The sequence below is a fragment of the Pseudoalteromonas sp. NFXS53 genome (assembly GCF_056629255.1).
Genome location: NZ_JBWVBR010000024.1, coordinates 36,553 through 61,476 on the forward strand (window position 1 = coordinate 36,553; position 24,924 = coordinate 61,476).

Annotated in this window: 19 protein-coding genes and 1 tRNA gene; 14 read left to right on the plus strand and 6 right to left on the minus strand. The window is 43.9% G+C overall.

All coding sequences use genetic code 11. The features are described 5' to 3' along the window. Positions 1 to 263: 263 nt before the first annotated feature. From cysQ to cysG, 6 genes are all read right to left on the minus strand, one after another. Positions 264 to 1,034 (minus strand): 3'(2'),5'-bisphosphate nucleotidase CysQ, encoded by a 771-nt coding sequence (gene cysQ / locus AC1HJP_RS19430; protein ID WP_480363199.1) that lies wholly within the window; start codon positions 1,032 to 1,034, stop codon positions 264 to 266. Positions 1,035 to 1,037: 3 nt separating this feature from the next. Beyond that, the gene (gene cysC / locus AC1HJP_RS19435; protein WP_421965662.1) at positions 1,038 to 1,634 is read right to left on the minus strand and encodes an adenylyl-sulfate kinase; all 597 of its coding nucleotides are present in this window, start codon (positions 1,632 to 1,634) and stop codon (positions 1,038 to 1,040) included. A 12-nt stretch (positions 1,635 to 1,646) separates the two neighbouring features. After that, on the minus strand, positions 1,647 to 3,371 hold the full coding sequence (locus AC1HJP_RS19440) for an SLC13 family permease (protein WP_480363200.1): 1,725 nt from the start codon (positions 3,369 to 3,371) through the stop codon (positions 1,647 to 1,649). A gap of 159 nt (positions 3,372 to 3,530) precedes the next feature. Continuing rightward, positions 3,531 to 4,946 (minus strand): sulfate adenylyltransferase subunit CysN, encoded by a 1,416-nt coding sequence (cysN, locus tag AC1HJP_RS19445; protein ID WP_058028503.1) that lies wholly within the window; start codon positions 4,944 to 4,946, stop codon positions 3,531 to 3,533. Then, on the minus strand, positions 4,946 to 5,845 hold the full coding sequence (gene cysD, locus AC1HJP_RS19450) for a sulfate adenylyltransferase subunit CysD (RefSeq protein WP_058028504.1): 900 nt from the start codon (positions 5,843 to 5,845) through the stop codon (positions 4,946 to 4,948). The genes cysN and cysD overlap by 1 nt, the downstream gene beginning before the upstream one ends. 37 nt (positions 5,846 to 5,882) lie before the next feature. Continuing rightward, the gene (gene cysG / locus AC1HJP_RS19455; protein ID WP_480363207.1) at positions 5,883 to 7,304 is read right to left on the minus strand and encodes a siroheme synthase CysG; all 1,422 of its coding nucleotides are present in this window, start codon (positions 7,302 to 7,304) and stop codon (positions 5,883 to 5,885) included. A 539-nt stretch (positions 7,305 to 7,843) separates the two neighbouring features. Between cysG and deoC the strand changes: the two genes are divergently transcribed. From deoC to fusA, 14 genes are all read left to right on the plus strand, one after another. Then, complete coding sequence (deoC, locus tag AC1HJP_RS19460; protein WP_480363201.1) at positions 7,844 to 8,587, plus strand: deoxyribose-phosphate aldolase; 744 nt, start codon at positions 7,844 to 7,846, stop codon at positions 8,585 to 8,587. Further along, the gene (locus AC1HJP_RS19465; RefSeq protein WP_480363202.1) at positions 8,580 to 9,080 is read left to right on the plus strand and encodes a hypothetical protein; all 501 of its coding nucleotides are present in this window, start codon (positions 8,580 to 8,582) and stop codon (positions 9,078 to 9,080) included. Before deoC ends, AC1HJP_RS19465 begins: the two co-directional genes overlap by 8 nt. 141 nt (positions 9,081 to 9,221) lie before the next feature. Next, positions 9,222 to 9,298: transfer RNA gene (locus AC1HJP_RS19470), tRNA-Trp, on the plus strand. Between the two features lie 132 nt (positions 9,299 to 9,430). After that, on the plus strand, positions 9,431 to 9,808 hold the full coding sequence (gene secE, locus AC1HJP_RS19475; protein ID WP_058028507.1) for a preprotein translocase subunit SecE: 378 nt from the start codon (positions 9,431 to 9,433) through the stop codon (positions 9,806 to 9,808). Between the two features lie 4 nt (positions 9,809 to 9,812). Continuing rightward, a complete protein-coding gene (gene nusG / locus AC1HJP_RS19480) occupies positions 9,813 to 10,370 on the plus strand; it encodes a transcription termination/antitermination protein NusG (RefSeq protein ID WP_130256507.1) in 558 nt (185 codons plus the stop codon). 162 nt (positions 10,371 to 10,532) lie between these two features. Then, positions 10,533 to 10,961, plus strand: coding sequence for a 50S ribosomal protein L11 (rplK, locus tag AC1HJP_RS19485; RefSeq protein WP_010387320.1), 429 nt, complete (start codon positions 10,533 to 10,535; stop codon positions 10,959 to 10,961). A gap of 6 nt (positions 10,962 to 10,967) precedes the next feature. Continuing rightward, complete coding sequence (gene rplA / locus AC1HJP_RS19490) at positions 10,968 to 11,672, plus strand: 50S ribosomal protein L1 (protein WP_138483556.1); 705 nt, start codon at positions 10,968 to 10,970, stop codon at positions 11,670 to 11,672. 332 nt (positions 11,673 to 12,004) lie between these two features. Then, the gene (gene rplJ / locus AC1HJP_RS19495; RefSeq protein ID WP_058028510.1) at positions 12,005 to 12,499 is read left to right on the plus strand and encodes a 50S ribosomal protein L10; all 495 of its coding nucleotides are present in this window, start codon (positions 12,005 to 12,007) and stop codon (positions 12,497 to 12,499) included. A gap of 77 nt (positions 12,500 to 12,576) precedes the next feature. Then, positions 12,577 to 12,939: a 50S ribosomal protein L7/L12 gene (gene rplL, locus AC1HJP_RS19500; protein WP_058028511.1), complete on the plus strand. Its 363-nt coding sequence runs from the start codon at positions 12,577 to 12,579 to the stop codon at positions 12,937 to 12,939. A 263-nt stretch (positions 12,940 to 13,202) separates the two neighbouring features. After that, positions 13,203 to 17,228, plus strand: coding sequence for a DNA-directed RNA polymerase subunit beta (gene rpoB, locus AC1HJP_RS19505; RefSeq protein ID WP_480363203.1), 4,026 nt, complete (start codon positions 13,203 to 13,205; stop codon positions 17,226 to 17,228). Between the two features lie 96 nt (positions 17,229 to 17,324). Beyond that, positions 17,325 to 21,506 carry a DNA-directed RNA polymerase subunit beta' gene (gene rpoC, locus AC1HJP_RS19510; protein WP_480363204.1) on the plus strand — a complete coding sequence of 1,394 codons (4,182 nt, stop codon included), beginning with the start codon at positions 17,325 to 17,327 and terminating at the stop codon, positions 21,504 to 21,506. A 189-nt stretch (positions 21,507 to 21,695) separates the two neighbouring features. Next, on the plus strand, positions 21,696 to 22,070 hold the full coding sequence (gene rpsL, locus AC1HJP_RS19515) for a 30S ribosomal protein S12 (RefSeq protein WP_010387308.1): 375 nt from the start codon (positions 21,696 to 21,698) through the stop codon (positions 22,068 to 22,070). 102 nt (positions 22,071 to 22,172) lie between these two features. Then, positions 22,173 to 22,643, plus strand: coding sequence for a 30S ribosomal protein S7 (gene rpsG / locus AC1HJP_RS19520; protein ID WP_058028514.1), 471 nt, complete (start codon positions 22,173 to 22,175; stop codon positions 22,641 to 22,643). Positions 22,644 to 22,670: 27 nt separating this feature from the next. Continuing rightward, a complete protein-coding gene (gene fusA, locus AC1HJP_RS19525) occupies positions 22,671 to 24,785 on the plus strand; it encodes an elongation factor G (RefSeq protein ID WP_138483561.1) in 2,115 nt (704 codons plus the stop codon). Positions 24,786 to 24,924 lie beyond the last annotated feature (139 nt).

The following is a 24,924-nucleotide window of genomic DNA, read 5'->3' on the forward strand; positions in this document are numbered from 1 at the left end:
GCTAATTTCGTTGAAAATTTCTTATTTAGAGCAACTAAATAGCAAAATTTCCGCCTCGTTATCGACAAGTTTTACTTGCCTCAAAATAGATCGCTTAATTAAGAGGATTGGTATAATAGAAAAGCTGCTCTTAGAAATTAAAAAAGCGAAGCCTTACTCAAAAGTGCTTCGCTTTTTTATTTAATTTGTACAAGTTACCTGGATCAATTAATCGGGCGAATCATTCGGGCGAGTAACTCGTTCTATAAGTCCAGCAAGTACGATTAAGCCTCTAATCTCGATACAATAAAGTAAGGATTAAGGTAACTTTCTTTTTGATTGTACGTCAGTGCTGAACCATCAACTTGGGAAATGGTCGCACCTGCAATTTCTGCCACAGCATGACCTGCACCTGTATCCCATTCAGACGTAGGACCTAAACGCGGGTAAATATCTGCTTCGCCCTCTGCGACTAGGCAAAGTTTTAGTGAGCTGCCTTTCGGTACCATTTCTACATCATCAAACTGCTCAAGATAAGCGGCTAAATCAGGTGATGGGTGTGAGCGAGAGCCAACTACTTTGATAAGACCAGTATTGGCTTTCTTAGTGACTTTGAGTTCTATACGTGCTTCGTCGCATTGCTTGAATGCACCGACGGCTTCTGCAGCAAGGTAACTGACATTTAAAGCGGGTGCGTGCACCACACCTAAAATAGGTTTGCCCGCTTTGATAAGCGCAATATTAACGGTGAACTCGCCATTCTTCTTAATGAACTCTTTGGTGCCATCAATTGGGTCGACTAGCCAATACTGGTTCCAAGTTTGACGTGTTGCCCAATCAATACCAGCACTCTCTTCACTTAGTACCGGAATATCAGGCGTAAGTTGTTGCAAGCCAGTCGCAATGACTTTGTGCGCAGCCAGGTCCGCATCGGTCACTGGACTTTCATCTTCTTTGTACTCAACGTTAAAGTCTTTCGCATAGATGCCCATAATGGCATCGCCTGCTTCAACGCTCAGTTGTAAAATTTCTTCTAACAGATCCGTTTGATTCATTACTTATCCAATTACTTGCTTGTCTTTCAGATACGCTACCAGTTGTTGTACTGATTGTTCAAGGCTATTCGCACTGGTATCGATGCGGATCTCAGGATTAACAGGCACTTGGTAATCTGAATCTATACCAGTGAAGTGCTTAATTTCACCGGCACGTGCTTTCTTGTATAAGCCTTTCGGGTCGCGTTGCTCACAGACATCTAACGGCGTATCTAAAAAGACTTCGATGAATTCACCGTCACCGACAAGGTTACGTACCATGTCGCGCTCCGCTTGGAAAGGCGAGATAAACGCGGTGAGCACCACAAGTCCCGCATCTACCATAAGCTTGCTTAGCTCACCAACACGGCGAATATTTTCGACGCGGTCTGCATCGCTGAAGCCTAAGTCTTTACATAAACCATGGCGCACGTTGTCGCCATCGAGTAGGTAAGTGTGCACACCTTGCTGGTGAAGGGCACTTTCTAGTGCGCCGGCAACGGTACTTTTACCTGAGCCTGAAAAGCCGGTGAACCATAAAATCACTGGTTTGTGACCTTTTTGCTCGCTGCGTTGTGACTTGTTTACGGCATAGTTATGCCAAACGATATTTTCATCCATTGCATCACCTATTTAAAAAGGGAAAACCAGCGGTATTAAGGTCAACACCGTGATTGAATAAATAATTGAAAGCGGTAAGCCGACCGTAACATAGTCTTTAATACGGTAGTTACCTGCACTGTACACCATGAGGTTGGTTTGATAGCCAAATGGTGAAATAAAACTCGCCGATGCGCCAAATGCCACTGCCATCACAAAGGGTAATGGGCTCACATCAAAACCAATGGCGAGTGCAAAGGCTACAGGGAAAGAAAGCGCTGCCGCTGCGTTATTGGTAATAAGCTCAGTGAAAACCACGGTCATTACAAAAATAGCGATAAAAGCGCCATAAGGACCGAAGTCGCCAAGTAGATAAAACAGCGCATCTGATATTTGCGTGGCAAGCCCGGTGTCTATCATGAGTTTGGCCAAACCAATGGCGCTTCCGACAATAGCAAGTAGTTCAATCGGGAAGCGACGCTTTAGTTCTGTCACTTTTACCGCGCCCATTGCAAATAGCGCGATTAAAAATACCAGCAACCCTTTAACCAGTGGGACCACATCAAAAATGCTTAACCCGATAACGGCCACAAAACCTGCTAATACCAAATTAGACTTTTTCGACTTAAGGTGAGTTTGTAAGTCAAGGCCTGAAATATAAACGAACTCACGCTTCAAGTTAGGCAACTGATAGAACTCTGAGCCCGGTGCCAAAATAAGAGAATCACCAGCCTGTAATCGCACTTGTCCTAGACCCCCTTGCAATCGGTCATGACCACGGCGGATAGCAATAACGGCTGCATGTACTTGTTCGCGAAAACGCACTTCTTTGACAGTTTTACCGACAAAGCGCGACGATTGGCTGATCACCACCTCGACTAAATGCTCAACGTCTTTTTCATGCTTGTCATGGACGATTTTCAAACCATCAAAACGTTGTAATAAAGGCACTGATTTGATGTCACCAACAAACAATAAAATGTCGCCTTGTTGAATAATTTGCTGAGGCGTCACGGCACAAATACGGCGGTCGCCATGAATGATTTCAGCTAAGAATAAATCTTTTAAATCACGCAGACCGTTTTCTTCTACGGTGCGGCCAATCAGTTTTGAACCAGCTTCGACTTTGCCTTCAAGGTAAAAAGGCACCACTTCTTGGTCTTGCTTGCCGTGATCAGGTAAATACTTCAGCATTACAATGATGGTAATTAAACCGACACTCAATGCGCCTAAGCCCACTAAAGTAAAATCAAAAAAGCCTAGCGGTTGCATACCTGCTTCAACGGCAAAACCATTGACGATTAAATTTGTTGAGGTGCCGATAAGGGTTAAGGTGCCCCCTAAAATGGCGGTATAAGACAGCGGTAATAATAATTTGGAAGGCGAGTGGGTTGGGCTGTCTTTTATCGCTGAAATTAACGACGCCACCACTGCGGTATTATTAGTAAAAGACGATAAAAACGCAGTAGATAAGCCAAGCTTCATCACCGATTTAGAAAGACTGCCTTTTGCTAACGATTGTGCAAGGCCTTGCACTAGGGTTGTTTTCTCGATGGCAATCGACACCAAGATCAACAGAATAAGGGTGATAAGAGATGGGTTAGCATAGTTGGCTAACATCTCTTCTAACTCAATGAGACCAGTTAAATAGCCGGTGCCAATGGCACCGACAAATAACCAAGCTGGATTTAGGCGAGTGCCAAAAAGGCAACCCACCAATGCCAGCATAATGCCTGTTAATATGATCTGTTCGTACATCTAGCTTTAGCTCCACATAACAGGCAATTACCCGTTGTCCTTCACAATGCACGGTTGTTGGCTTCGCGCATTCGCCAAATCACATAGATTAACTATGCTCATTGGTCTCATTTGCTTGCCGCCTACGTGCATTACGAATTTCATAAGGTAATAAACAGCTTATTTAAGCTTAGTAATGTCAAGCGCTTGCCAGTGCGGGAAGTGCTTGCGAACTAGGGCATTAAACTCAACTTCAAAGTCGCTAAACTCTGAGTTTTGTGTTGCTTGCTCTGAAAGTAATGCTTCAATCATGCCTGCACCAATCGTCAGGTTTGATAGACGGTCGATCAGGATGAACGCGCCAGTTTCGTGGTTGTTGCGATATACATCAGCCACAATGCTTTCAGTCAGCTCCAGCGTCACAATCGCAATTTCGTTTAACTGTAGGCTGTCAGCTTGACCTTGCTCTAAAGTGTTTACATCAATGGTATGGTCAATCTTCTTCACGATAGCCGCAGTGTTTTTGCTACCTAGCTTGAAGTTATAACTCTTACCTAGCACTAATGGCTCTTCGTGCATCCATACAAGTTTTGCTTGTACTTGGTTTGTTACAGCAGCTGTTGAGTCAGCAGGCACGATCACATCACCACGGCTTACATCAACTTCATCGTTTAATGTAATTGTGAATGCTTGACCTGTTTGCGCTTGCTCTAAGTTACCGTCAAAGGTCACTAGCTCTTTGATGCTAGATTGCTTGCCAGATGGTAATACCTTAACCGCTTGACCAACCGTTAGTGAGCCCGATGTTAATGTGCCCTGGAAGCCACGGAAATCAAGGTTAGGACGAACCACATACTGGACAGGGAAGCGTGCTTCAAAGTCTGTGTTTGCTTGTGCTGCTGGAGAATCTTCAAGTAGCTCAAGCAGAGGCTTATCTGTGTAATACGGTGTGTGCTCAGAACGCGTTACGACGTTGTCGCCTTTAAGCGCCGACATAGGCACAAACTTGATGTCAGATACGTTTAACTGCTCAGCAAACTTCAAGTAGTCAGCTTTGATTTTTTCAAATACGGCTTCGTCAAAGTCCACGATGTCCATCTTGTTGATGGCAACAACGAACTGCTTGATACCTAATGAATCACAGATAAAGCTATGACGCTTAGTTTGAATTTGCACACCGTAGCGCGCATCAACTAAGATGATAGCCAAGTCACTCGTAGACGCACCCGTTACCATGTTACGTGTGTATTGCTCGTGTCCTGGTGTGTCCGCAATGATGAATTTACGCTTCGCCGTCGAGAAATAACGGTACGCAACATCAATGGTAATACCTTGTTCACGCTCAGCTTGAAGACCGTCAACCAGCAGTGCTAAGTCTAGCTCTTCACCTGCGTTACCCACTTTTTCGTTGTCTTTATGAAGTGCAGCCAGCTGATCTTCATAAATTTGGTGACTGTCGTGTAATAGACGACCAATCAGCGTTGATTTACCGTCATCTACGCTACCACAAGTCATCATGCGTAAAAGGCTTTTGTCTTGTTGGCGCGCTAGATAAGCGTCGATACCTAATTCTCTTACTTCATTTGCCGTAGACATTAGAAATACCCCTCACGTTTTTTCTTCTCCATCGAGCCTGATGAATCATGGTCAATTACTCGGCCTTCACGCTCAGAAGAGGTAGAAAGCAACATTTCTTCGATGATGCCAGTCAGCGTGTTTGCTTCTGACTCAACCGCACCAGTTAGTGGGTAACAGCCTAACGTACGGAAACGCACTGATTTCATCTCAGGCACTTCGCCTTCGTTTAATGGCATACGCTCATCGTCAACCATGATTAACGTACCGTCGCGCTCAACAACAGGGCGCTTTTCAGAAAGGTACAATGGCACGATTTCGATATTTTCTTGATAGATGTATTGCCAAATATCTAGCTCAGTCCAGTTAGATAGTGGGAATACACGGATTGATTCGCCCGGGTTAACCTGACCGTTGTAGGTGTTCCAAAGCTCAGGACGTTGGTTTTTAGGATCCCAACGATGGTGCTTATCACGGAATGAATATACACGTTCTTTTGCACGCGACTTTTCTTCGTCACGACGCGCACCACCAAAAGCAGCATCAAAGCCGTATTTGTCTAGTGCTTGTTTTAAGCCTTGTGTTTTCATCACGTCAGTGTGCTTTGCTGAACCGTGCGTAAACGGACCCACACCCATAGCAATGCCTTCTGGGTTTTTGTGGACGATTAAGTCAAAGTTATATTCTTTTGCTAAGCGGTCACGGAATTCGATCATCTCGCGGAATTTCCAATCTGTGTCTACGTGTAGTAGAGGAAAAGGAATTTTCGCTGGGAAGAATGCTTTACGCGCTAAGTGTAAAAGTACCGATGAGTCTTTACCAATAGAGTAAAGCATCACTGGGTTTTCAAACTCGGCTGCGACTTCGCGAATAATCTTTATACTTTCAGCTTCTAATTGCTGAAGGTGTGTTAAAGCCATTGTCGTCGTCCTACTTAAAAATTAAAAAATAAAATCGTTACGCCACATCGGTCAGTGGCTGAGCAAAACTGCTGATCTGTGCACTTTGCCCAAACCAAGCTAACTCTTCATGTAAAGCAGCTACTTCTCCGATGATCAGTAGTGCTGGTGAGACAATCTCATGTGCCTCAATTTGTTCGGCCAATTGACCTAATTCGGTTCTAACCACACGTTGATTCTTACGGGTACCATTTTCAACGATTGCAACTGGGGTGTTAGCACTGCGGCCATGTTCAAGTAATTTAGCCTGAATATGCGGTGATTTGATCACGCCCATATAAATTGCCAACGTTTGGTTAGGCTTAGCAAGCCCTTGCCAATCTAGTTCTTGGCCGTCTTTTTTACAGTGACCCGTTACAAACTGGATTGCTTGTGCATGATCTCTGTGCGTCAAAGGAATACCTGCATAAGCGCTACACCCAGCTGCGGCAGTAATGCCCGGTACGATTTGATAACGTACATCATGGGCTTTCAGTACTTGTACTTCTTCACCACCACGGCCGTAAATAAACGGATCGCCACCTTTGATACGGCAAACTTTTTTGCCTTGTTTCGCAAGGTCGACCAACATTTGATTGGTGTCTTCTTGCTTAACACTGTGGTAGTTAAGGCGCTTACCGACACAAATCAAATCTGCATCGCGGCGTACTAAATCCATAATCTCATCAGAGACGAGGTAGTCATACACCACAACATCGGCTTGTTGCATAAGTTGTAACGCTTTGAGTGTTAGTAGCTCAGGATCGCCCGGGCCGGCACCAATTACATATACTTCACCTTCCGGCTCAGCTTTAGCGTCGAGCATTTCGTGTAGCTGTTCGGTCGCAGCTTCAGTATCGCCTACCTGTACTTTACTCACCACGCTTGAATCGAACACGCTTTCCCAAAACTGGCGGCGATCGGCAAAATGCTTAAAGCGTGCCTTCACTTTATCTCTGAAACTGCCTACTAAGGTTGCTAATGGGCCAATGTGCTGTGGAATAAGGGTTTCTAACTTCTCACGTAAACGTCGAGCTAAAACCGGTGCAGTGCCTGCGCTTGAAATTGCAATGGTAATTGGATCACGGTCAACAATAGACGGGAAAATAAACGAGCACTTAGGCTGGTCGTCTACCACGTTGACAAAAATATTATGCTGGTTTGCTAATTCAAATACGGTGTTATTAACAGACTCAACATCAGTAGCGGCAATAACAAGCATTTTGCCTGCAAGATGTGACTCATTAAAATAGTCTTTAATGAGTGCTACTTCGCCTTCTTGCTCGGCATCGAGTAACTCTTGGCAGAACTCAGGGGCCACAATCGTTACATCCGCACGAGCTTTTAAAAACGCACGCGCCTTACGAAGTGCAACATCACCGCCGCCGACAACCAGCACCGGTTTGTTATCAAGTTTGGTAAAGATAGGTAAGTACTGCACCATTTGCCCCTTAGTTATATTCATATTCTGCTATTTTTATCGTGCAGAACATTACAGAGCAGCAGAATATAGCGGCTTTGAAACAGGAAAAAATAATTAAAACCTAGTCTATATAACTAAAAGTTATAGAAGGGGGTTTGATTTGGTTTAAGGCTTTATTTACAAGCCCTTGAGCTAAGTTTTAGCTGTCTAATTTAGCTTATTATGTTTGGTTATGAGATATGCTAAACAGATAAATTTGATTTTAAGCAGAGTCTTTAGCGGACAAATGCCCTAGGATTGAGGTGATACATTCACTTAAATAACCTGAGCTTTGGTTAAGAGATTTACTAGCGCATTCATATTGAAATGATGAGTGGTTTTTCAAGTCTGCAGCCGGAGACTTTTAGTGATAACAAGGCGAATTTACGCGTCAATAGCTGGTCTATTGCAAGTAAATTCAACGCAGTTAACGTTGAAAGTAGCCGCTGGAGATAGATTTATTATCCAGAGCTCAGGTTAACTAAGGTGAATGACTTTTACATACACGGGAAAGTACCATGACAATACAACAAGATGCAGCACAAGCATTGTCCCTAATGGACCTCACATCTTTAAATGAAAACGACACAGAGCAATCTATATTGGCATTGCTAGATAGTGTGCGCCCTGAGGTTGGTCTGCCAGCTGCCATTTGCGTTTATTCACGATTTGTTGGTTTAGTAAAAAAAGAACTGGCACGAAGAAATTGGCAGTCAGTTAAAGTTGCAACAGTGACAAACTTTTATGATGGCGAGCAGTCATTAAAATCTGTGCTTACTGAAACAAAACAAGCTTTATTAGACGGGGCTGACGAAATTGATTTAGTGATCCCATATAGAGAAGTGATACAGGGCGAGCTAGAGAATGCCAAGTTGTATGTACAAAAAAGCAAGCAGCTCTGCAGACAGTATGGGGCTTGTTTAAAAGTGATCATAGAAAGTGGTGAGCTAAAAGCGCCTGAGCTTATTCGCAAAGCAAGTACATCAGCGATAGAAGCCGGTGCAGATTTTATTAAAACCAGCACCGGCAAAGTGCCTGTTAATGCCACTTTAGAAGCAACTGAAATTATGCTTGACGCAATTAATTCATCAGGGCGCGAAGTGGGCTTTAAAGCTGCTGGCGGGGTAAGAACAGTGAATGATGCGAGTGCTTACTTACGACTTGCTGAACAAAAACTAGAATGCGATAGTTTGATGCCAGCACAATTCAGGTTTGGTGCATCAGGCTTATTAAAAGATATCCATAACACTTTAGATGCATAGATACAGCGAGCAAGAAAAAATAGAGCTTGAGCATGAGGCTGCCAAGTTATTTTTAAGATGTTACGAAAAGGCGTATGGTATTCCTATGCGCCATATTTGGCATAACGAACCACGTAAGCCAGATGTCAGCTGTTACCAAGGCGATCAAAAACTCGACATTGAAGTGGCGCATTTGTATGCCAGTGAAACCGAGGCCATGGCAGTGCTTGGTAGACCGCTATCGTTATCGATGCAACGAGAGCTAGCTGCGATGTCACAGGCGCCATCTGAGCAACAACTTAGAGTGGCGTTAGGACGGTTATTAAATCAAAAAGCCAAGAAAAGCTATCACTCAGAGCGGACATGGTTGTTGATCCGTAACGCCAGCCCAATTTGGCACTACGATGATTTTAAAAACGTGCAGGCACAATTAAGCTTTCCAGATACCCATCCATTTGAACAAATCTGGTTATTGTGTGATTTTCATCATGGAGAGCTGTTACAGCTGGCTTAACCATTAAAATTTGTGTTTGTTCTGTTTAATTTATAACCATTACTGGCGTGACAATAACGCAAGATTTGACAAAATTAAAATTTGCGCATCTTTTACTCTTGTTTTCGCTTTGTTCGTCAGTATAATGGGCATCCACTTTGCAGGGGCGTAGTTCCAATTGGTAGAACAGCGGTCTCCAAAACCGATGGTTGCGGGTTCGAGTCCTGCCGCCCCTGCCAATTCATACAGCTAGTCTAAACCTAAAATAATGTGGCCGTTCAATGAACCTCTCGCTTATTTGTAGATTTGGATTAATGGATTTACCCTGCCATATGCAGGGTCGTTGTGTCTGTATTTAAGGTAAATTTTTTATGAGCACGAATGTAGAAACTCCGTCAAACTCGATGGATACGGTTAAGTGGCTAGTATCAATTGCATTGCTATTAGGTGCAGTTGTAGGTAATTACATGTACGCTGACCTATCTGTGTTAGTGCGTGCGGTAGGTGTTGTTGTTGCAGTAGCAGCCGCTTTAGGTCTACTGGCAACTACTGAAAAAGGTCGTACTTTTATTGCTTTTGCAAAAGAGTCTAGAATTGAAGTACGCAAGGTTGTTTGGCCAACGCGTCAAGAAACAACGCATACAACTTTTATCGTAATGCTAGCAACAGTAGTAATGGCGTTAATCCTTTGGGGTTTAGACGGCATTTTATTCCGTATTGTTGGCTTTTTAACTGGATTGGAGATCTGATCCCATGTCGGATGAGAACAAAGAAAAGAAATTACGCTGGTACGTAATTCAAGCGTTTTCGGGTTTCGAAAAGCGCGTTGCTCAAACAATTATTGAGCACATTAAGATCGAAGGCTTAGAAGATAGCTTTGGTGAAGTACTAGTCCCTACTGAAGAAGTAGTTGAAATGCGTGCTGGTCAAAAGCGCAAATCTGAGCGTAAGTTCTTCCCAGGTTATGTTCTAGTTGAAATGGACATGAACGATGCAAGCTGGCACTTAGTAAACAGCACGCCACGTGTAATGGGCTTCATTGGTGGTACGTCTGATCGTCCAGCACCAATCAGCAAGAAAGAAGCTGATCGTATTCTTAACCGTATTCAAGAAAATGCTGAAGCGCCTAAGCCTGCAACACTATTTGAAGTGGGTGAAGTGGTACGTGTTAACGATGGTCCATTTGCAGACTTCAGTGGTGTAGTTGAAGAGGTTGATTATGAGAAGAGCCGCTTAAAAGTGTCTGTTCTTATCTTCGGTCGTTCTACACCAGTTGACCTAGAATTTGGTCAAGTAGAAAAAGACAAATAATTTCTTTTCGAAGAGATTGAAAAAGGCCGCTGGTTAATCTATAATCAGCGGCCTTTTGTTATCTGGTATAGCAAAAGCACAGATTTTTTTAATTTGGGAAGCCGCTTGAGTACGCGTCCTCGCGCGCACAAGGCAAAGACCCAACTAACGAGGTTATTTAAAATGGCAAAGAAAGTTGAAGCTCTAATCAAGCTACAAGTTGCTGCTGGTATGGCTAATCCTAGTCCTCCAGTAGGTCCTGCACTAGGTCAACACGGTGTAAACATCATGGAATTCTGTAAAGCGTTCAACGCACGTACAGAGTCTATCGAGAAAGGCGCTCCGGTTCCTGTAATCATCTCTGTTTACAACGACCGTTCATTCACTTTCGACATGAAAACTCCACCTGCTTCTTACCTTCTTAAGAAAGCAGCTGGCATCAAGTCTGGTTCTGGCCGTCCTAACACAGAAAAAGTTGGTACAGTAACACGTGCTCAACTAGAAGAGATCGTTGAGACTAAACGTCCTGATCTTACTGCTGCTGATATGGATGCAGCTGTACGCACGATTGCAGGTTCTGCACGTGCAATGGGCTTGAATGTAGAAGGGTAATTGAGAATGGCTAAATTAACTAAGCGTATGCGCGTAATCCGCGAAAAAGTTGACGTAACTAAAGAGTACGAAATCAACGAAGCTGTTGCTCTTCTTAAAGAACTAGCTACTGCTAAATTCACTGAAAGTGTTGACGTTGCTGTTAACCTTGGTATTGATGCACGTAAATCTGACCAAAACGTTCGTGGTGCAACTGTACTTCCAAACGGTACTGGCCGTGACGTTCGCGTAGCTGTATTCACAGCTGGCGCAAACGCTGAAGCTGCTAAAGAAGCGGGTGCTGATTTAGTAGGTATGGAAGAGCTTGCTGAGCAAGTTAAGAAAGGCGAAATGAACTTTGACGTTGTTGTTGCTTCTCCAGATGCAATGCGCGTTGTTGGTCAACTAGGTCAAATCCTAGGTCCACGTGGTCTTATGCCTAACCCTAAAACTGGTACTGTAACACCTAACGTTGCAGAAGCAGTTAAAAATGCTAAAGCTGGTCAGGTTCGTTACCGTAACGACAAGAACGGTATCGTTCACACGACTATCGGTAAAGTTGACTTCACTGCTGAACAGCTACAACAAAACCTTGAAGCACTACTTGTTGCTCTTAAGAAGGCTAAGCCTTCTCAAGCGAAAGGTACTTACTTGAAGAAAGTAAGCATCTCAACAACTATGGGCGCAGGTGTTGCTGTTGACCAAGCTACTCTAAACACGCAAGTAGCGTAATTTAGAAATTAGCATTTACATGGCGTAAAATTTGAACTATAATTTTGCGCCATTTCGTTGAGAACTTGTTCTCTAACGAAGTAAAGAATTCGGGTTGAAGCGCATAATTTCGTGTATTGTTAACCAGTTGGTCTACAATCAAACGATAAATTGCGTTTCCGTCCAAGACCGTAGGTGGTGAAAGCCTTAATAATTCCTACGTAGACGGTGTGAATCCCAGCTAGATTTTCCTAATCTTCTGGCTCTCGCCGTAAAAAGCACCTCAGCAATTTTGTTGAGGTAAGAGTAGAACTGAAAACCATTAGGTTTTTAATTAACCAGGAGTAACACCCATGGCTTTAAACCTTCAAGACAAGAAAGCAATTGTTGCTGAAGTTAATGAAGTTGCCAAAGGTGCTCTATCTGCAGTAGTTGCAGATTCTCGTGGTGTGACAGTTGATGCTATCACTGCTCTTCGTAAAGAAGCTCGTGAAGCAGGCGTTTGGATGAAGGTTGTTCGTAACACCCTAGCTAAACGTGCTGTTGAAGGTACTGATTATGAGTGTCTTAACGAGTCTCTAGTAGGCCCAAGCCTAATCGCTTTCTCTTCAGAGCACCCTGGTGCTGCTGCGCGTATCTTCTCAGATTTCGCGAAAAAGAATGAGCTATTCGAGCTTAAGTCTGCTGCATTCGAAGGCAATATCGTTGACGTAGATATGCTTGCTAAGCTACCTACTTACGACGAAGCTGTTGCACGCTTAATGAGCGCTATGAAAGAAGCGTCTGCTGGCAAATTGTGTAAAACAATTGAAGCAGTTCGCGTTAAGAAAGAAGAAGAAGCTGCTTAATTTTAAGCCTTTATTCACTTTCTCATTTAAAAATTTTTTTGAACCTCATGGGTTCGTAATTAATTAGGAAATTTACAATGTCTGTAACTAAAGACCAAATCCTTGACGCGATTGCTGAAATGTCAGTAATGGAAGTTGTTGAACTAGTTGAAGCAATGGAAGAAAAGTTCGGCGTAACTGCAGCTGCTGCTGTTGTTGCTGCTGGTCCAGCTGAAGCTGCTGAAGAAAAGACTGAGTTCGACGTAATCCTAGCTGCTGCTGGCGGTAACAAAGTTGCTGCTATCAAAGCTGTACGTGGTGCAACTGGTCTTGGCCTTAAAGAAGCAAAAGCTCTTGTTGAGTCTGCTCCTGCGCCAATCAAAGAAGCTGTTTCTAAAGAAGAAGCTGAAGCACTTAAGAAAGATCTTGAAGAAGCTGGTGCTGAAGTTGAGATCAAGTAATCTAGCTACGGCTAGGTTCGCTGCCTGAGCAATCAGGCAAGGGCTGGTGATTATTTAATCACCGGCCCTTTTGCGCTCTAGTATGATCATATTTGCTAGACGCAAAAAACTCTAAATTTCACTTTTATTTCAATAACTTAAGTTTTTGCTAATAGCAGTGGCATTTAGTGCAACAATGAGATGTTGTTATCATGGCTTAGATGCCAGTAATGCTGTTCTTACAAGAACAGGTTGGGTCAAAGATCAGCAAGCTGAGGAACCCCATGGCTTACTCTTATTCTGAAAAGAAACGTATCCGTAAGGATTTTGGTAAACGTCCACAAGTTTTGGATATACCTTTCTTACTGTCTACACAGTTAGAATCGTTCAAAAAATTCTTGAATCCTGACGCTGTAGGCGACTATGGACTGGAAGCTGCATTCCGCTCTGTTTTCCCTATTAAAAGCTACTCGGGTAATTCTGAGCTCCAATACGTAAGTTACCGTATTGGCGAGCCAGTATTCGATGTAAAAGAATGTCAAATTCGCGGCGTGACTTATTCTGCTCCACTTCGCGTAAAATTACGTCTTGTGCTAATGGATAAAGAAGCACCAGGCACAGTTAAAGACATTAAAGAGCAAGAAGTTTACATGGGCGAAATCCCGCTCATGACCGATACCGGTACTTTTGTAATCAATGGTACAGAGCGTGTTATCGTTTCTCAGCTACACCGTTCACCTGGTGTATTCTTTGATAACGACCGTGGTAAGTCACACTCTTCAGGTAAAGTACTTTATAACGCACGTGTTATTCCTTACCGTGGTTCATGGTTAGACTTTGAATTTGATGTAAAAGATAACCTATATGTACGTATCGACCGCCGTCGTAAGTTACCGGCGTCTATCATTCTACGTGCTTTAGAGTTTACATCTGAAGAGATCTTAGCAATGTTCTTCGAAACGACAACGTTCGAAGTTGCTAACGGTAAAGTATTAATGGAGCTTGTTCCTTCACGTCTTCGTGGTGAAACAGCTGCATTTGATATTAAAGACAAAGACGGTGACGTGATCGTTGAAGCCGGTCGTCGTGTTACTGCTCGTCATATCAAGACTCTTGAAAAGAAAGAAATTACACAACTTGAAGTACCACATGAGTACATCATTGGCCGTGTAGTAGCGAAAAACTACATCGATGAGTCGACTGGTGAAATCATCGCAGAAGCGAATGCTGAACTTTCACTAGAGCTAATGGCTGAGCTTGTTAAAGCAGGTCACGCGCAAATCGACACACTTTATATCAATGATGTAGACAGTGGTGCATACATTTCAGATACATTACGTATTGATTCTTCTACAAACCGTTTAGAAGCGCTTGTAGAAATCTACCGTATGATGCGCCCTGGTGAGCCACCAACGAAAGAAGCTGCAGAAGCTTTATTCGAAAACTTATTCTTTACTGAAGAGCGTTATGACCTATCAACTGTAGGTCGTATGAAGTTCAATAGCCGTGTAGGTTATGATTCAGATACAGGCCCAGGTACACTGAGCAAAGAAGATATCGTATCAGTAATGAAAGTATTGATCGATATTCGTAACGGTAAAGGCGAAGTGGACGATATCGACCACCTAGGCAACCGTCGTATCCGTTCTGTAGGTGAAATGGCTGAAAACCAATTCCGTGTTGGTTTAGTACGTGTTGAACGTGCTGTTCGTGAGCGTTTAAGCTTAGGTGATCTTGATAATGTAATGCCTCAAGACCTAATTAACGCAAAACCTATTTCAGCAGCAGTTAAAGAATTCTTTGGCTCTTCACAGCTGTCACAGTTCATGGACCAAAACAACCCGCTTTCAGAAGTAACGCACAAGCGTCGTATTTCTGCTTTAGGTCCGGGTGGTCTTACACGTGAACGTGCAGGCTTCGAAGTTCGAGACGTACACGTAACGCACTACGGTCGTGTTTGTCCTATCGAAACGCCTGAAGGTCCAAACATCGGTCTAATCAACTCACTTTCTACATACGCACGTACTAACGACTATGGTTTCTTAGAAACACCATACCGTAAGGTTGTTGATGGTGTAGTAAGCGACGAAGTTGATTACCTATCAGCTATCGAAGAAGGTCAATTCGTAATCGCACAGGCGAACACGAACCTGAACGACAGCAATGAATTTATTGATGAGTTAATCCCATGTCGTCACAAAGGTGAATCGACATTTATGGGTCGTGATGACATCCAATATATGGACGTATCACCTCAGCAGGTTATCTCAGTTGCAGCAGCACTAATCCCATTCCTAGAACACGATGATGCTAACCGTGCACTAATGGGATCGAACATGCAACGTCAAGCAGTACCAACACTACGTGCTGATAAGCCGTTAGTAGGTACAGGTATCGAGCGTACACTAGCAAAAGATTCTGGTGTAACAATCGTTGCTAAGCGTGGCGGTGTTGTTAAATATGCTGACGCAAGCCGTATCGTAGTTAACGTAAATGAAGAAGAGCGCATCCCAGGTGAAGCGGGTATCGACATTTACAACTTAACTAAATACACACGTTCTAACCAAAATACATGTATCAACCAGAAACCTACTTGTATGGTTGGTGAGCCGGTTGTACGTGGTGACGTATTAGCAGATGGTCCTTCGACTGACTTAGGTGACTTAGCACTAGGTCAAAACCTTCGCGTGGCATTCATGCCATGGAATGGTTATAACTTCGAGGATTCAATCTTACTATCTGAGAACGTTGTAAAAGAAGATCGTCTAACAACAATCCATATTCAAGAACTTCAGTGTATCGCACGTGATACTAAGCTTGGTCCTGAAGAGATCACAGCTGATATTCCAAATGTAGGTGAGTCTGCACTTGGTAAACTGGATGAGTCTGGTGTTGTTTACATCGGTGCAGAAGTAAAAGGTGGCGACATCCTTGTAGGTAAAGTAACACCTAAAGGCGAAACGCAACTTACTCCTGAAGAAAAGCTACTACGTGCTATCTTCGGTGAAAAAGCATCTGATGTTAAAGACAGCTCATTACGCGTACCAAACTCTGTAACTGGTACTGTAATTGACGTACAAGTATTCACTCGTGACGGCGTTGAAAAAGACAAGCGTGCGTTAGAAGTTGAAGAAATGCAGCTTCGTGAAGCGAAGAAAGACTTCAACGAAGAGTTCAGAATCCTTGAAGGCGGTATCTTAACACGCGTTCGTACATTGCTTGTACAAGCGGGTCTAAGTGAAGATAAAGTAGCTGAATTAAGTACTGACAAGCTACTAACTCAAAGCCTAGCTGATGAACAGCAACAAGCTGATCTTGAGCAACTTGCTGCACAGTACGATGAGCTTAAAGCTGAGTACGACAAGAAGTTTGAAAACAAACGTCGCAAGATCACTCAAGGTGATGACTTAGCACCAGGCGTACTTAAGATTGTTAAAGTATACCTAGCTGTTAAACGTCGTATCCAGCCAGGTGATAAGATGGCTGGTCGTCACGGTAACAAAGGTGTTATCTCGACAATCGTACCAGTAGAAGATATGCCATACGATGACAAAGGTCGTACTGTAGATATCGTACTTAACCCGCTGGGTGTACCATCTCGTATGAACATCGGTCAGATCTTAGAAACACACATGGGTCTGGCTGCACGTGGTATCGGTGAAACGCTAGAAGAGATGATGAAAGAGCAGCGTGAAATTCACGAAATGCGCGATTTCATTGCAAAAGCTTACGCTGTAGGTGATTGCCGTCAGAAAGTCGATATTGCTAGCTTCTCTGATGATGAAGTTCGTCGTCTTGCGAACAACCTGAAAGGTGGTCTACCTATCGCGACTCCAGCATTCGATGGTGCACGTGAATCAGAGATCAAAGACCTTCTTGAGCTAGGTGGTTACCCACGTAGCGGTCAGGTAACGCTATATGATGGTCGTACTGGTGATGCGTTTGAGCGTCAAGTAACCGTTGGTTACATGTATATGCTGAAACTAAACCACTTAGTAGACGACAAGATGCACGCGCGTTCTACTGGTTCTTACAGCCTAGTAACTCAGCAGCCGCTGGGTGGTAAGGCACAGTTCGGTGGTCAGAGATTCGGTGAGATGGAGGTATGGGCATTAGAAGCATACGGTGCTGCCTATACTCTTCAAGAGATGCTGACAGTTAAGTCAGATGACGTAAATGGTCGTACTAAGATGTATAAGAACATCGTTGACGGTAACCACAAGATGGAACCGGGTATGCCAGAGTCATTCAACGTATTGTTGAAAGAAATCCGCTCACTAGGTATCAACATCGAGTTGGAAGAAAATTAATCCGACAGCCGCAGCTTAGCTGCGGCTCCCCGGACTGAAAGAATGTAGGGGCAAGCAATGCTTGCCCTCGAGATTAACTCCGACAGGAGAGCTAAGGTGAAAGACTTACTTAAGTTTTTGAAGCAACAAAATAAGACCGAAGAATTTGATGCGATCCGCATCGGTCTTGCTTCACCAGACATGGTACGTTCTTGGTCTTACGGCGAAGTTAAAAAGCCTGAGACAATTAACTATCGTACGTTCAAGCCTGAGCGTGACGGCTTATTCTGTGCCCGTATTTTCGGCCCAGTAAAAGATTATGAGTGTTTATGTGGTAAATATAAGCGCTTAAAGCACCGTGGTGTTATTTGTGAAAAGTGTGGCGTAGAAGTTACTTTAACTAAAGTACGTCGTGACCGCATGGGTCACATTGAGCTAGCTAGCCCAGTGGCACACATTTGGTTCCTTAAGTCATTACCGTCTCGTATCGGCCTGATGCTAGATATGACACTTCGTGACATCGAGCGCGTACTTTACTTCGAATCATTCGTAGTAACTGAGCCTGGTATGACAACGCTTGAGCGCGGTCAGCTATTAGGCGAAGAAGAGTACCTAGATGCACTTGAAGAGCACGGTGATGAGTTTGAAGCTAAGATGGGTGCAGAAGCTGTACTTGATCTACTTAAAGAACTAGACCTAGGTCAGCTTATCGCAGAAATGCGTGAAGAGTTACCAACAATCAACTCTGAAACTAAGCGTAAGAAGATCACTAAGCGTCTTAAGCTTATGGAATCTTTCCACCAATCAGGTAACAACCCTGAGTGGATGATTATGAGCGTGCTTCCGGTTCTTCCACCAGATCTTCGTCCTCTAGTACCACTAGATGGCGGTCGTTTTGCAACGTCTGATCTGAATGACCTTTACCGTCGTGTTATTAACCGTAACAACCGTCTTAAGCGTCTACTTGATTTAGCTGCACCAGACATCATCGTACGTAACGAAAAGCGTATGTTACAAGAAGCGGTTGATGCGCTACTTGATAACGGTCGTCGCGGTCGTGCGATCACAGGTTCTAACAAGCGTCCACTTAAATCGCTTGCAGACATGATCAAAGGTAAGCAAGGTCGTTTCCGTCAAAACCTTCTAGGTAAGCGTGTTGACTACTCAGGCCGTTCTGTAATCACAGTTGGTCCTACGCTTAAACTTCACCAGTGTGGTCTTCCTAAGAAGATGGCACTTGAGCTATTCAAGCCATTCATCTACGGTAAGCTAGAGCGTCGTGGTATGGCGACAACCATCAAAGCTGCGAAGAAGATGGTTGAGCGTGAAGTACCAGAGGTATGGGACGTATTAGACGAAGTTATTCGTGAGCACCCGGTTCTACTTAACCGTGCACCAACACTTCACCGTCTTGGTATCCAAGCGTTTGAACCAGTTCTAATCGAAGGTAAAGCAATCCACCTACACCCACTAGTGTGTGCGGCATATAACGCTGACTTCGATGGTGACCAAATGGCGGTACACGTACCGTTAACATTAGAAGCACAGCTAGAAGCACGTGCCCTAATGATGTCAACGAACAACATTCTATCACCAGCGAACGGTGAGCCTATTATCGTACCTTCACAGGACGTTGTATTAGGTCTTTACTACATGACGCGTGATCGCATCAATGCCAAAGGTGAAGGCATTGTATTTAAAGATGCGAAAGAAGCTGAAAAAGCATACCGTACAGGTGTTGCTGAACTTCATGCTCGCGTAAAAGTTCGTATTACAGAAACTGTTATCGACGAAGAGACTGGCGAGCGTTCACAACAGACTTCTGTTGTAGATACGACTGTTGGTCGTGCGATCCTTTCTCTAAGCACACCTGAAGGCTTACCATTTGAGCTTATCAACCGTGCATTAGGTAAGAAGCAGATTTCTGCACTTCTAAATGAGTGTTACCGTCGTCTAGGTCTTAAAGACACAGTCGTATTTGCTGACCAAGTGATGTACACAGGTTTCCACTACGCGATGAAGTCAGGTGTATCTATCGGTATTAACGATATGGTAATCCCACCGACGAAAGCGGGCATCATTGAAGCAGCTGAAGCGGAAGTATCTGAAATTAACCAACAGTTCCAATCAGGTCTTGTAACTGCGGGTGAAAAGTACAACAAAGTAATCGATATCTGGTCACGTGTTAACGAAAACCTTTCACGTGAAATGATGGCGAACTTATCGAAAGATACAGTTGTGAATGCACAGGGTGAAGAAGAAGAGCAACCTTCATTCAACTCGGTATTCATGATGGCCGACTCAGGCGCACGTGGTAGTGCTGCTCAGATCCGTCAGTTAGCGGGTATGCGTGGTCTAATGGCACGTCCAGATGGTTCAATCATCGAAACACCAATCACGGCGAACTTCCGTGAAGGTCTAAACGTACTACAGTACTTCATCTCGACGCACGGTGCGCGTAAAGGTCTAGCCGATACGGCACTTAAGACAGCGAACTCGGGTTACCTAACTCGTCGTCTAGTAGACGTTGCACAAGACTTAGTTATCACTAATGCGGACTGTGGCACGTTAGACGGTCTAACAATGAAGCCACTAATCGAAGGTGGTGACGTTGTTGAGCCACTTCGCGAGCGTGTACTAGGTCGTGTTGTTGCTGAAGACATCTTAAAGCCAGGTACTGACGAAGTACTTGTTGAGCGTAACATCATGCTTGACGAAAAACTGTGTGACCTTTTAGAAGAGCACTCAGTTGACGAAGTACGTGTACGTTCAGTTATCACATGTGATAACGACTATGGTGTATGTGCTAACTGTTACGGTCGTGACCTAGCACGTGGTCACATCATTAACGCAGGTGAATCTGTAGGTGTAATCGCTGCTCAGTCAATCGGTGAGCCGGGTACACAGCTTACGATGCGTACGTTCCACATTGGTGGTGCGGCATCAAGAGCGTCAGCAGAAAACAGCGTACAAGTTAAAAATAACGGTAGCCTGAAGTTACATAATGCAAAATATGTATTAAATACTGACGGTAAGATTGTTATCACTTCACGTTCAACTGAGATCACAATCATTGATGATCACGGTCGTGAGAAAGAGCGTTATAAGGTACCTTACGGTGCTGTACTTTCTGTACAAGATGGTGCAGAAGTTAAAGGTAACGATATCGTTGCAACATGGGATCCGCACAGTCACCCAATCATTCTTGAGCATGAGTCAAAAGTGTCATTCTCTGACATTGATGATAGCAACACAGAAGCGCAGACTGATGACCTTACAGGTTTAACACGTGTTGTTGTTAAAGACCTATCTAAGGTTAATGCGAAAGAGCCTAAACTAATCATTGAGAACGAAGAACGTGGTCTTCAAGAGATCCGTCTACCTTCATTCACAACGATTGAAATCACAGATGGCGCAACAGCGGCACCTGGTCAGGTTCTAGCGCGTATTCCACAAGAAGGTTCGAAGACTCGTGATATCACGGGTGGTCTACCTCGAGTTGCTGACTTATTCGAAGCGCGTAAGCCAAAAGATCCTGCAATCCTTGCAGAAATCACAGGTGTTGTGAGCTTCGGTAAAGAGACAAAAGGCAAGAAACGTCTTGTTATCACACCTGAAGAGGGTGATGCATACGAAGAGATGATCCCTAAATGGCGTCAGCTTAACGTATTCGAAGGTGAGCAGGTTTCTAAAGGCGAGGTTATTGCCGATGGTCCAGAGTCTCCGCACGACATCCTTCGTCTTCGTGGTGTTACTGATGTATCTAACTACATCGTTAACGAAGTACAAGAAGTTTACCGCTTACAGGGTGTAAAGATTAACGATAAGCACATTGAAACGATCATTCGCCAAATGCTACGTAAGTGCATCATCCTAGACGGTGGTGATACTGAGTTCTTAGCTGGTGAACAAGTTGAAGTGGCGCGCGTTAGTATTGCAAACCGTGACTTAGAGAAGCAAGGTAAGATCCCAGCTAAGTATGAAATTCAGCTGATGGGTATTACTAAAGCGTCTCTTGCAACAGAATCTTTCATTTCTGCAGCATCATTCCAAGAAACAACTCGTGTTCTTACGGAAGCAGCAGTAAATGGTAAGAGCGATGAGCTACGTGGCTTGAAAGAGAACGTAATCGTAGGCCGTCTGATCCCAGCCGGTACAGGTTTCGCGTATCACCAAGAACGTATGAATCGTCGTAAGCAAGCTGAGCTTCCAGTTGAAGAGCAAACAGTAAGCGCTGAAGAGGCAACTCAAGCACTAACTGATGCACTGAACGCTGATCTATTAGGTGGCGAAGAGTAATTCTTCCCACTAAATAGCTAAAGATAATACGGGCAAGTCTGAGAAATCAGGCTTGCCCGTTATTTTTTGGTTGACAGCTCAATCTTTGCTCATTAAAATTCCGCCACCCATTTATTCGTTCGAATAAAAGAATGTTTAAATAGGGCAGATTTTTTCATTTTTCAGTAGTAATTAATCAGGAGCTATTTAATGGCAACTATTAACCAGCTAGTGCGTAAGCCACGTCGTAGCAAGGTTACAAAGAGCAACTCTGCTGCTCTTAAAGCTTGTCCACAGAAACGTGGTGTATGTACTCGTGTATATACAACAACACCTAAGAAACCAAACTCTGCATTACGTAAAGTAGCGCGTGTACGTTTAACTAACGGTTTCGAAGTAACTTCATACATCGGTGGTGAAGGTCACAACCTTCAAGAACACAGTGTTATCCTAATCCGTGGTGGTCGTGTTAAAGACTTACCGGGTGTACGTTTCCACACTGTTCGTGGTGCACTTGACTGTGCAGGCGTAAATGACCGTAAACAAGGTCGTTCTAAGTACGGTGCTAAACGCCCTAAGGGCTAATGGTTCTCCGTTAGTAAGGCCAAGCACTTAAATTTTTAATTTTTATATTTTGTTTTGGGAGTCGCTGAAGTAAAGCGAACCTGAAGATACCGGAGAAATAAAATGCCTAGAAGACGCGTTATAGGTCAACGTAAAATTCTTCCAGATCCTAAGTTCGGATCAGAACTTCTTGCTAAATTCGTTAACGTAGTAATGTTAGACGGCAAGAAATCTACTGCTGAAAAAATCGTTTACGGTGCGTTAGACGTGGCTGCTGAGAAATCAGGCAAGTCGCACCTAGAAATCTTTGAAGCTGCACTTGAAAATGTACGTCCAGCGGTTGAGGTTAAATCTCGCCGTGTTGGTGGTTCTACATACCAAGTTCCAGTTGAAGTACGTCCAGTACGTCGTAACGCATTAGGTATGCGTTGGTTAGTTGATGCTTCTCGTAAGCGTGGCGAAAAGTCAATGGGCCTTCGTCTAGCTCAAGAGATGCTTGATGCAGCTGACAACAAAGGCACTGCGGTTAAGAAACGTGAAGACGTTCACCGTATGGCTGAAGCGAACAAAGCATTCGCTCACTACCGTTGGTAGTCTGCTAACACCTTTTAAGAGGATATTATGGCACGTACAACTCCTATTGAGCGTTACCGTAACATCGGTATTTGTGCTCACGTAGATGCAGGCAAAACCACCACAACAGAACGAGTTCTGTTCTACACGGGTCTTTCTCATAAGATCGGTGAAGTTCATGATGGTGCTGCAACTATGGACTGGATGGAGCAGGAGCAGGAGCGTGGTATTACCATTACTTCTGCTGCCACAACGTGTTTCTGGAAAGGGATGGATGCTCAGTTTGATGAGCATCGTATTAACATCATCGATACCCCAGGACACGTAGATTTCACTATCGAAGTAGAGCGTTCATTACGTGTACTTGATGGTGCAGTCGTGGTTTTATGTGCTTCATCAGGTGTACAACCACAAACGGAAACAGTCTGGCGTCAGGCCAATAAATACGAAGTTCCTCGTATGATCTTCGTAAATAAAATGGACCGCACAGGCGCTGACTTCCTAGCAGTTGTGGATCAGGTGAAGAACCGTTTAGGTGCGACACCTGTGCCAATTCAGTTACCTATTGGTGCTGAAGACGAATTTAAAGGTGTTATCGATCTAATCAAAATGAAAGCAATCAACTGGAACGAATCGGACCAGGGGACGACTTTCACTTATGAAGAGATCCCAGCAGACCTTCAAGACCTAGCAGAAGAATGGCGAGCAGAAATGCTTGAATCTGCTGCTGAAGCGTCTGAAGAGCTAATGGACAAATATCTTGAAGAAGGTGACTTAAGCGAAGCTGAGATTAAAGCTGCGCTACGTCAACGCACACTGGCCAATGAAATCGTGCCAATGACTTGCGGAAGTGCATTCAAGAACAAAGGGGTTCAAGCAGTGCTTGACTCGGTTGTTGAATACATGCCTTCGCCTACAGAAGTAAAAGAGATCCAAGGTATCCTCGAAGATGAAACCGAAGGAACTCGACCAGCTGACGACAATGCACCTTTTTCTGCATTAGCATTTAAAATTGCAACTGACCCGTTTGTTGGTACATTGACTTTCTTTAGAGTTTATTCAGGTACAGTGAAGCAGGGTGATGCAGTTTATAACCCTGTTAAATCGAAAAAAGAGCGTTTAGGCCGTATTGTACAAATGCATGCTAACTCTCGCGAAGAAATTAAAGAAGTTCGTGCGGGTGACATTGCAGCCGCAATCGGTTTGAAAGATGTGACTACGGGTGACACGCTTTGTTCGAGTGACTCAGTGATTACCTTAGAGCGTATGGAGTTTCCAGAGCCAGTAATTTCTGTAGCGGTTGAACCGAAAACTGTAGCTGACCAAGATAAAATGGGTATTGCACTAGGTAAACTAGCTGCAGAAGATCCATCTTTCCGTGTTGAAACAGATGAAGAATCTGGCCAAACCATCATCTCTGGTATGGGTGAGCTTCACCTTGATATCATTGTTGACCGTATGAAACGCGAATTTGGTGTTGTGTGTAACGTGGGTAAACCTCAAGTTGCATACCGCGAAACAATTCGTGCTTCGGTGGAAGCTGAAGGTAAATTTGTACGTCAATCAGGTGGTCGCGGTCAATACGGTCATGTTTGGCTTAAACTTGAACCAATGGAAATTACGGACGACGAATCTCCAACTTACGAATTCGTTAACGAAATCGTAGGTGGCGCTGTTCCGAAAGAATATATTCCAGCGGTTGATAAAGGTATTCAAGAGCAGATGCGCCAAGGTGTCTTGGCTGGTTATCCGCTACTTGGTGTTAAAGCAACGTTATTCGATGGTTCTTTCCACGATGTTGACTCTAACGAAATGGCCTTTAAGATCGCAGGTTCAATAGGTTTCCGTGATGGTGCGCTGGACGCAGATCCAGTTATCCTTGAACCTGTTATGAAAGTTGAAGTAATCACCCCTGAAGAGAACATGGGTGATGTAGTAGGCGACTTAAACCGTCGTCGTGGTATGATCGAAGGTATGGAAGAAGCGTTTGGCGGCTTGAAGCAAGTTAATGCTCAAGTACCACTTTCTGAAATGTTCGGTTATGCAACTGATCTTCGCTCTGCAACGCAAGGTCGCGCATCATACTCTATGGAATTCTCCAAGTATGCTGAAGCAGCCAAAAACGTTACAGAGGCAATAATTGCAGCTCGCGCTGTAAGATAAATTTAGTTCGGTCCGATTCATACTGGATCGGACTTTAATTTCTTTTATAGGAAATTTTTAAGATGGCAAAAGAAAAGTTTGAACGTTCGAAACCGCACGTAAACGTAGGTACAATCGGCCACGTTGACCACGGTAAAAC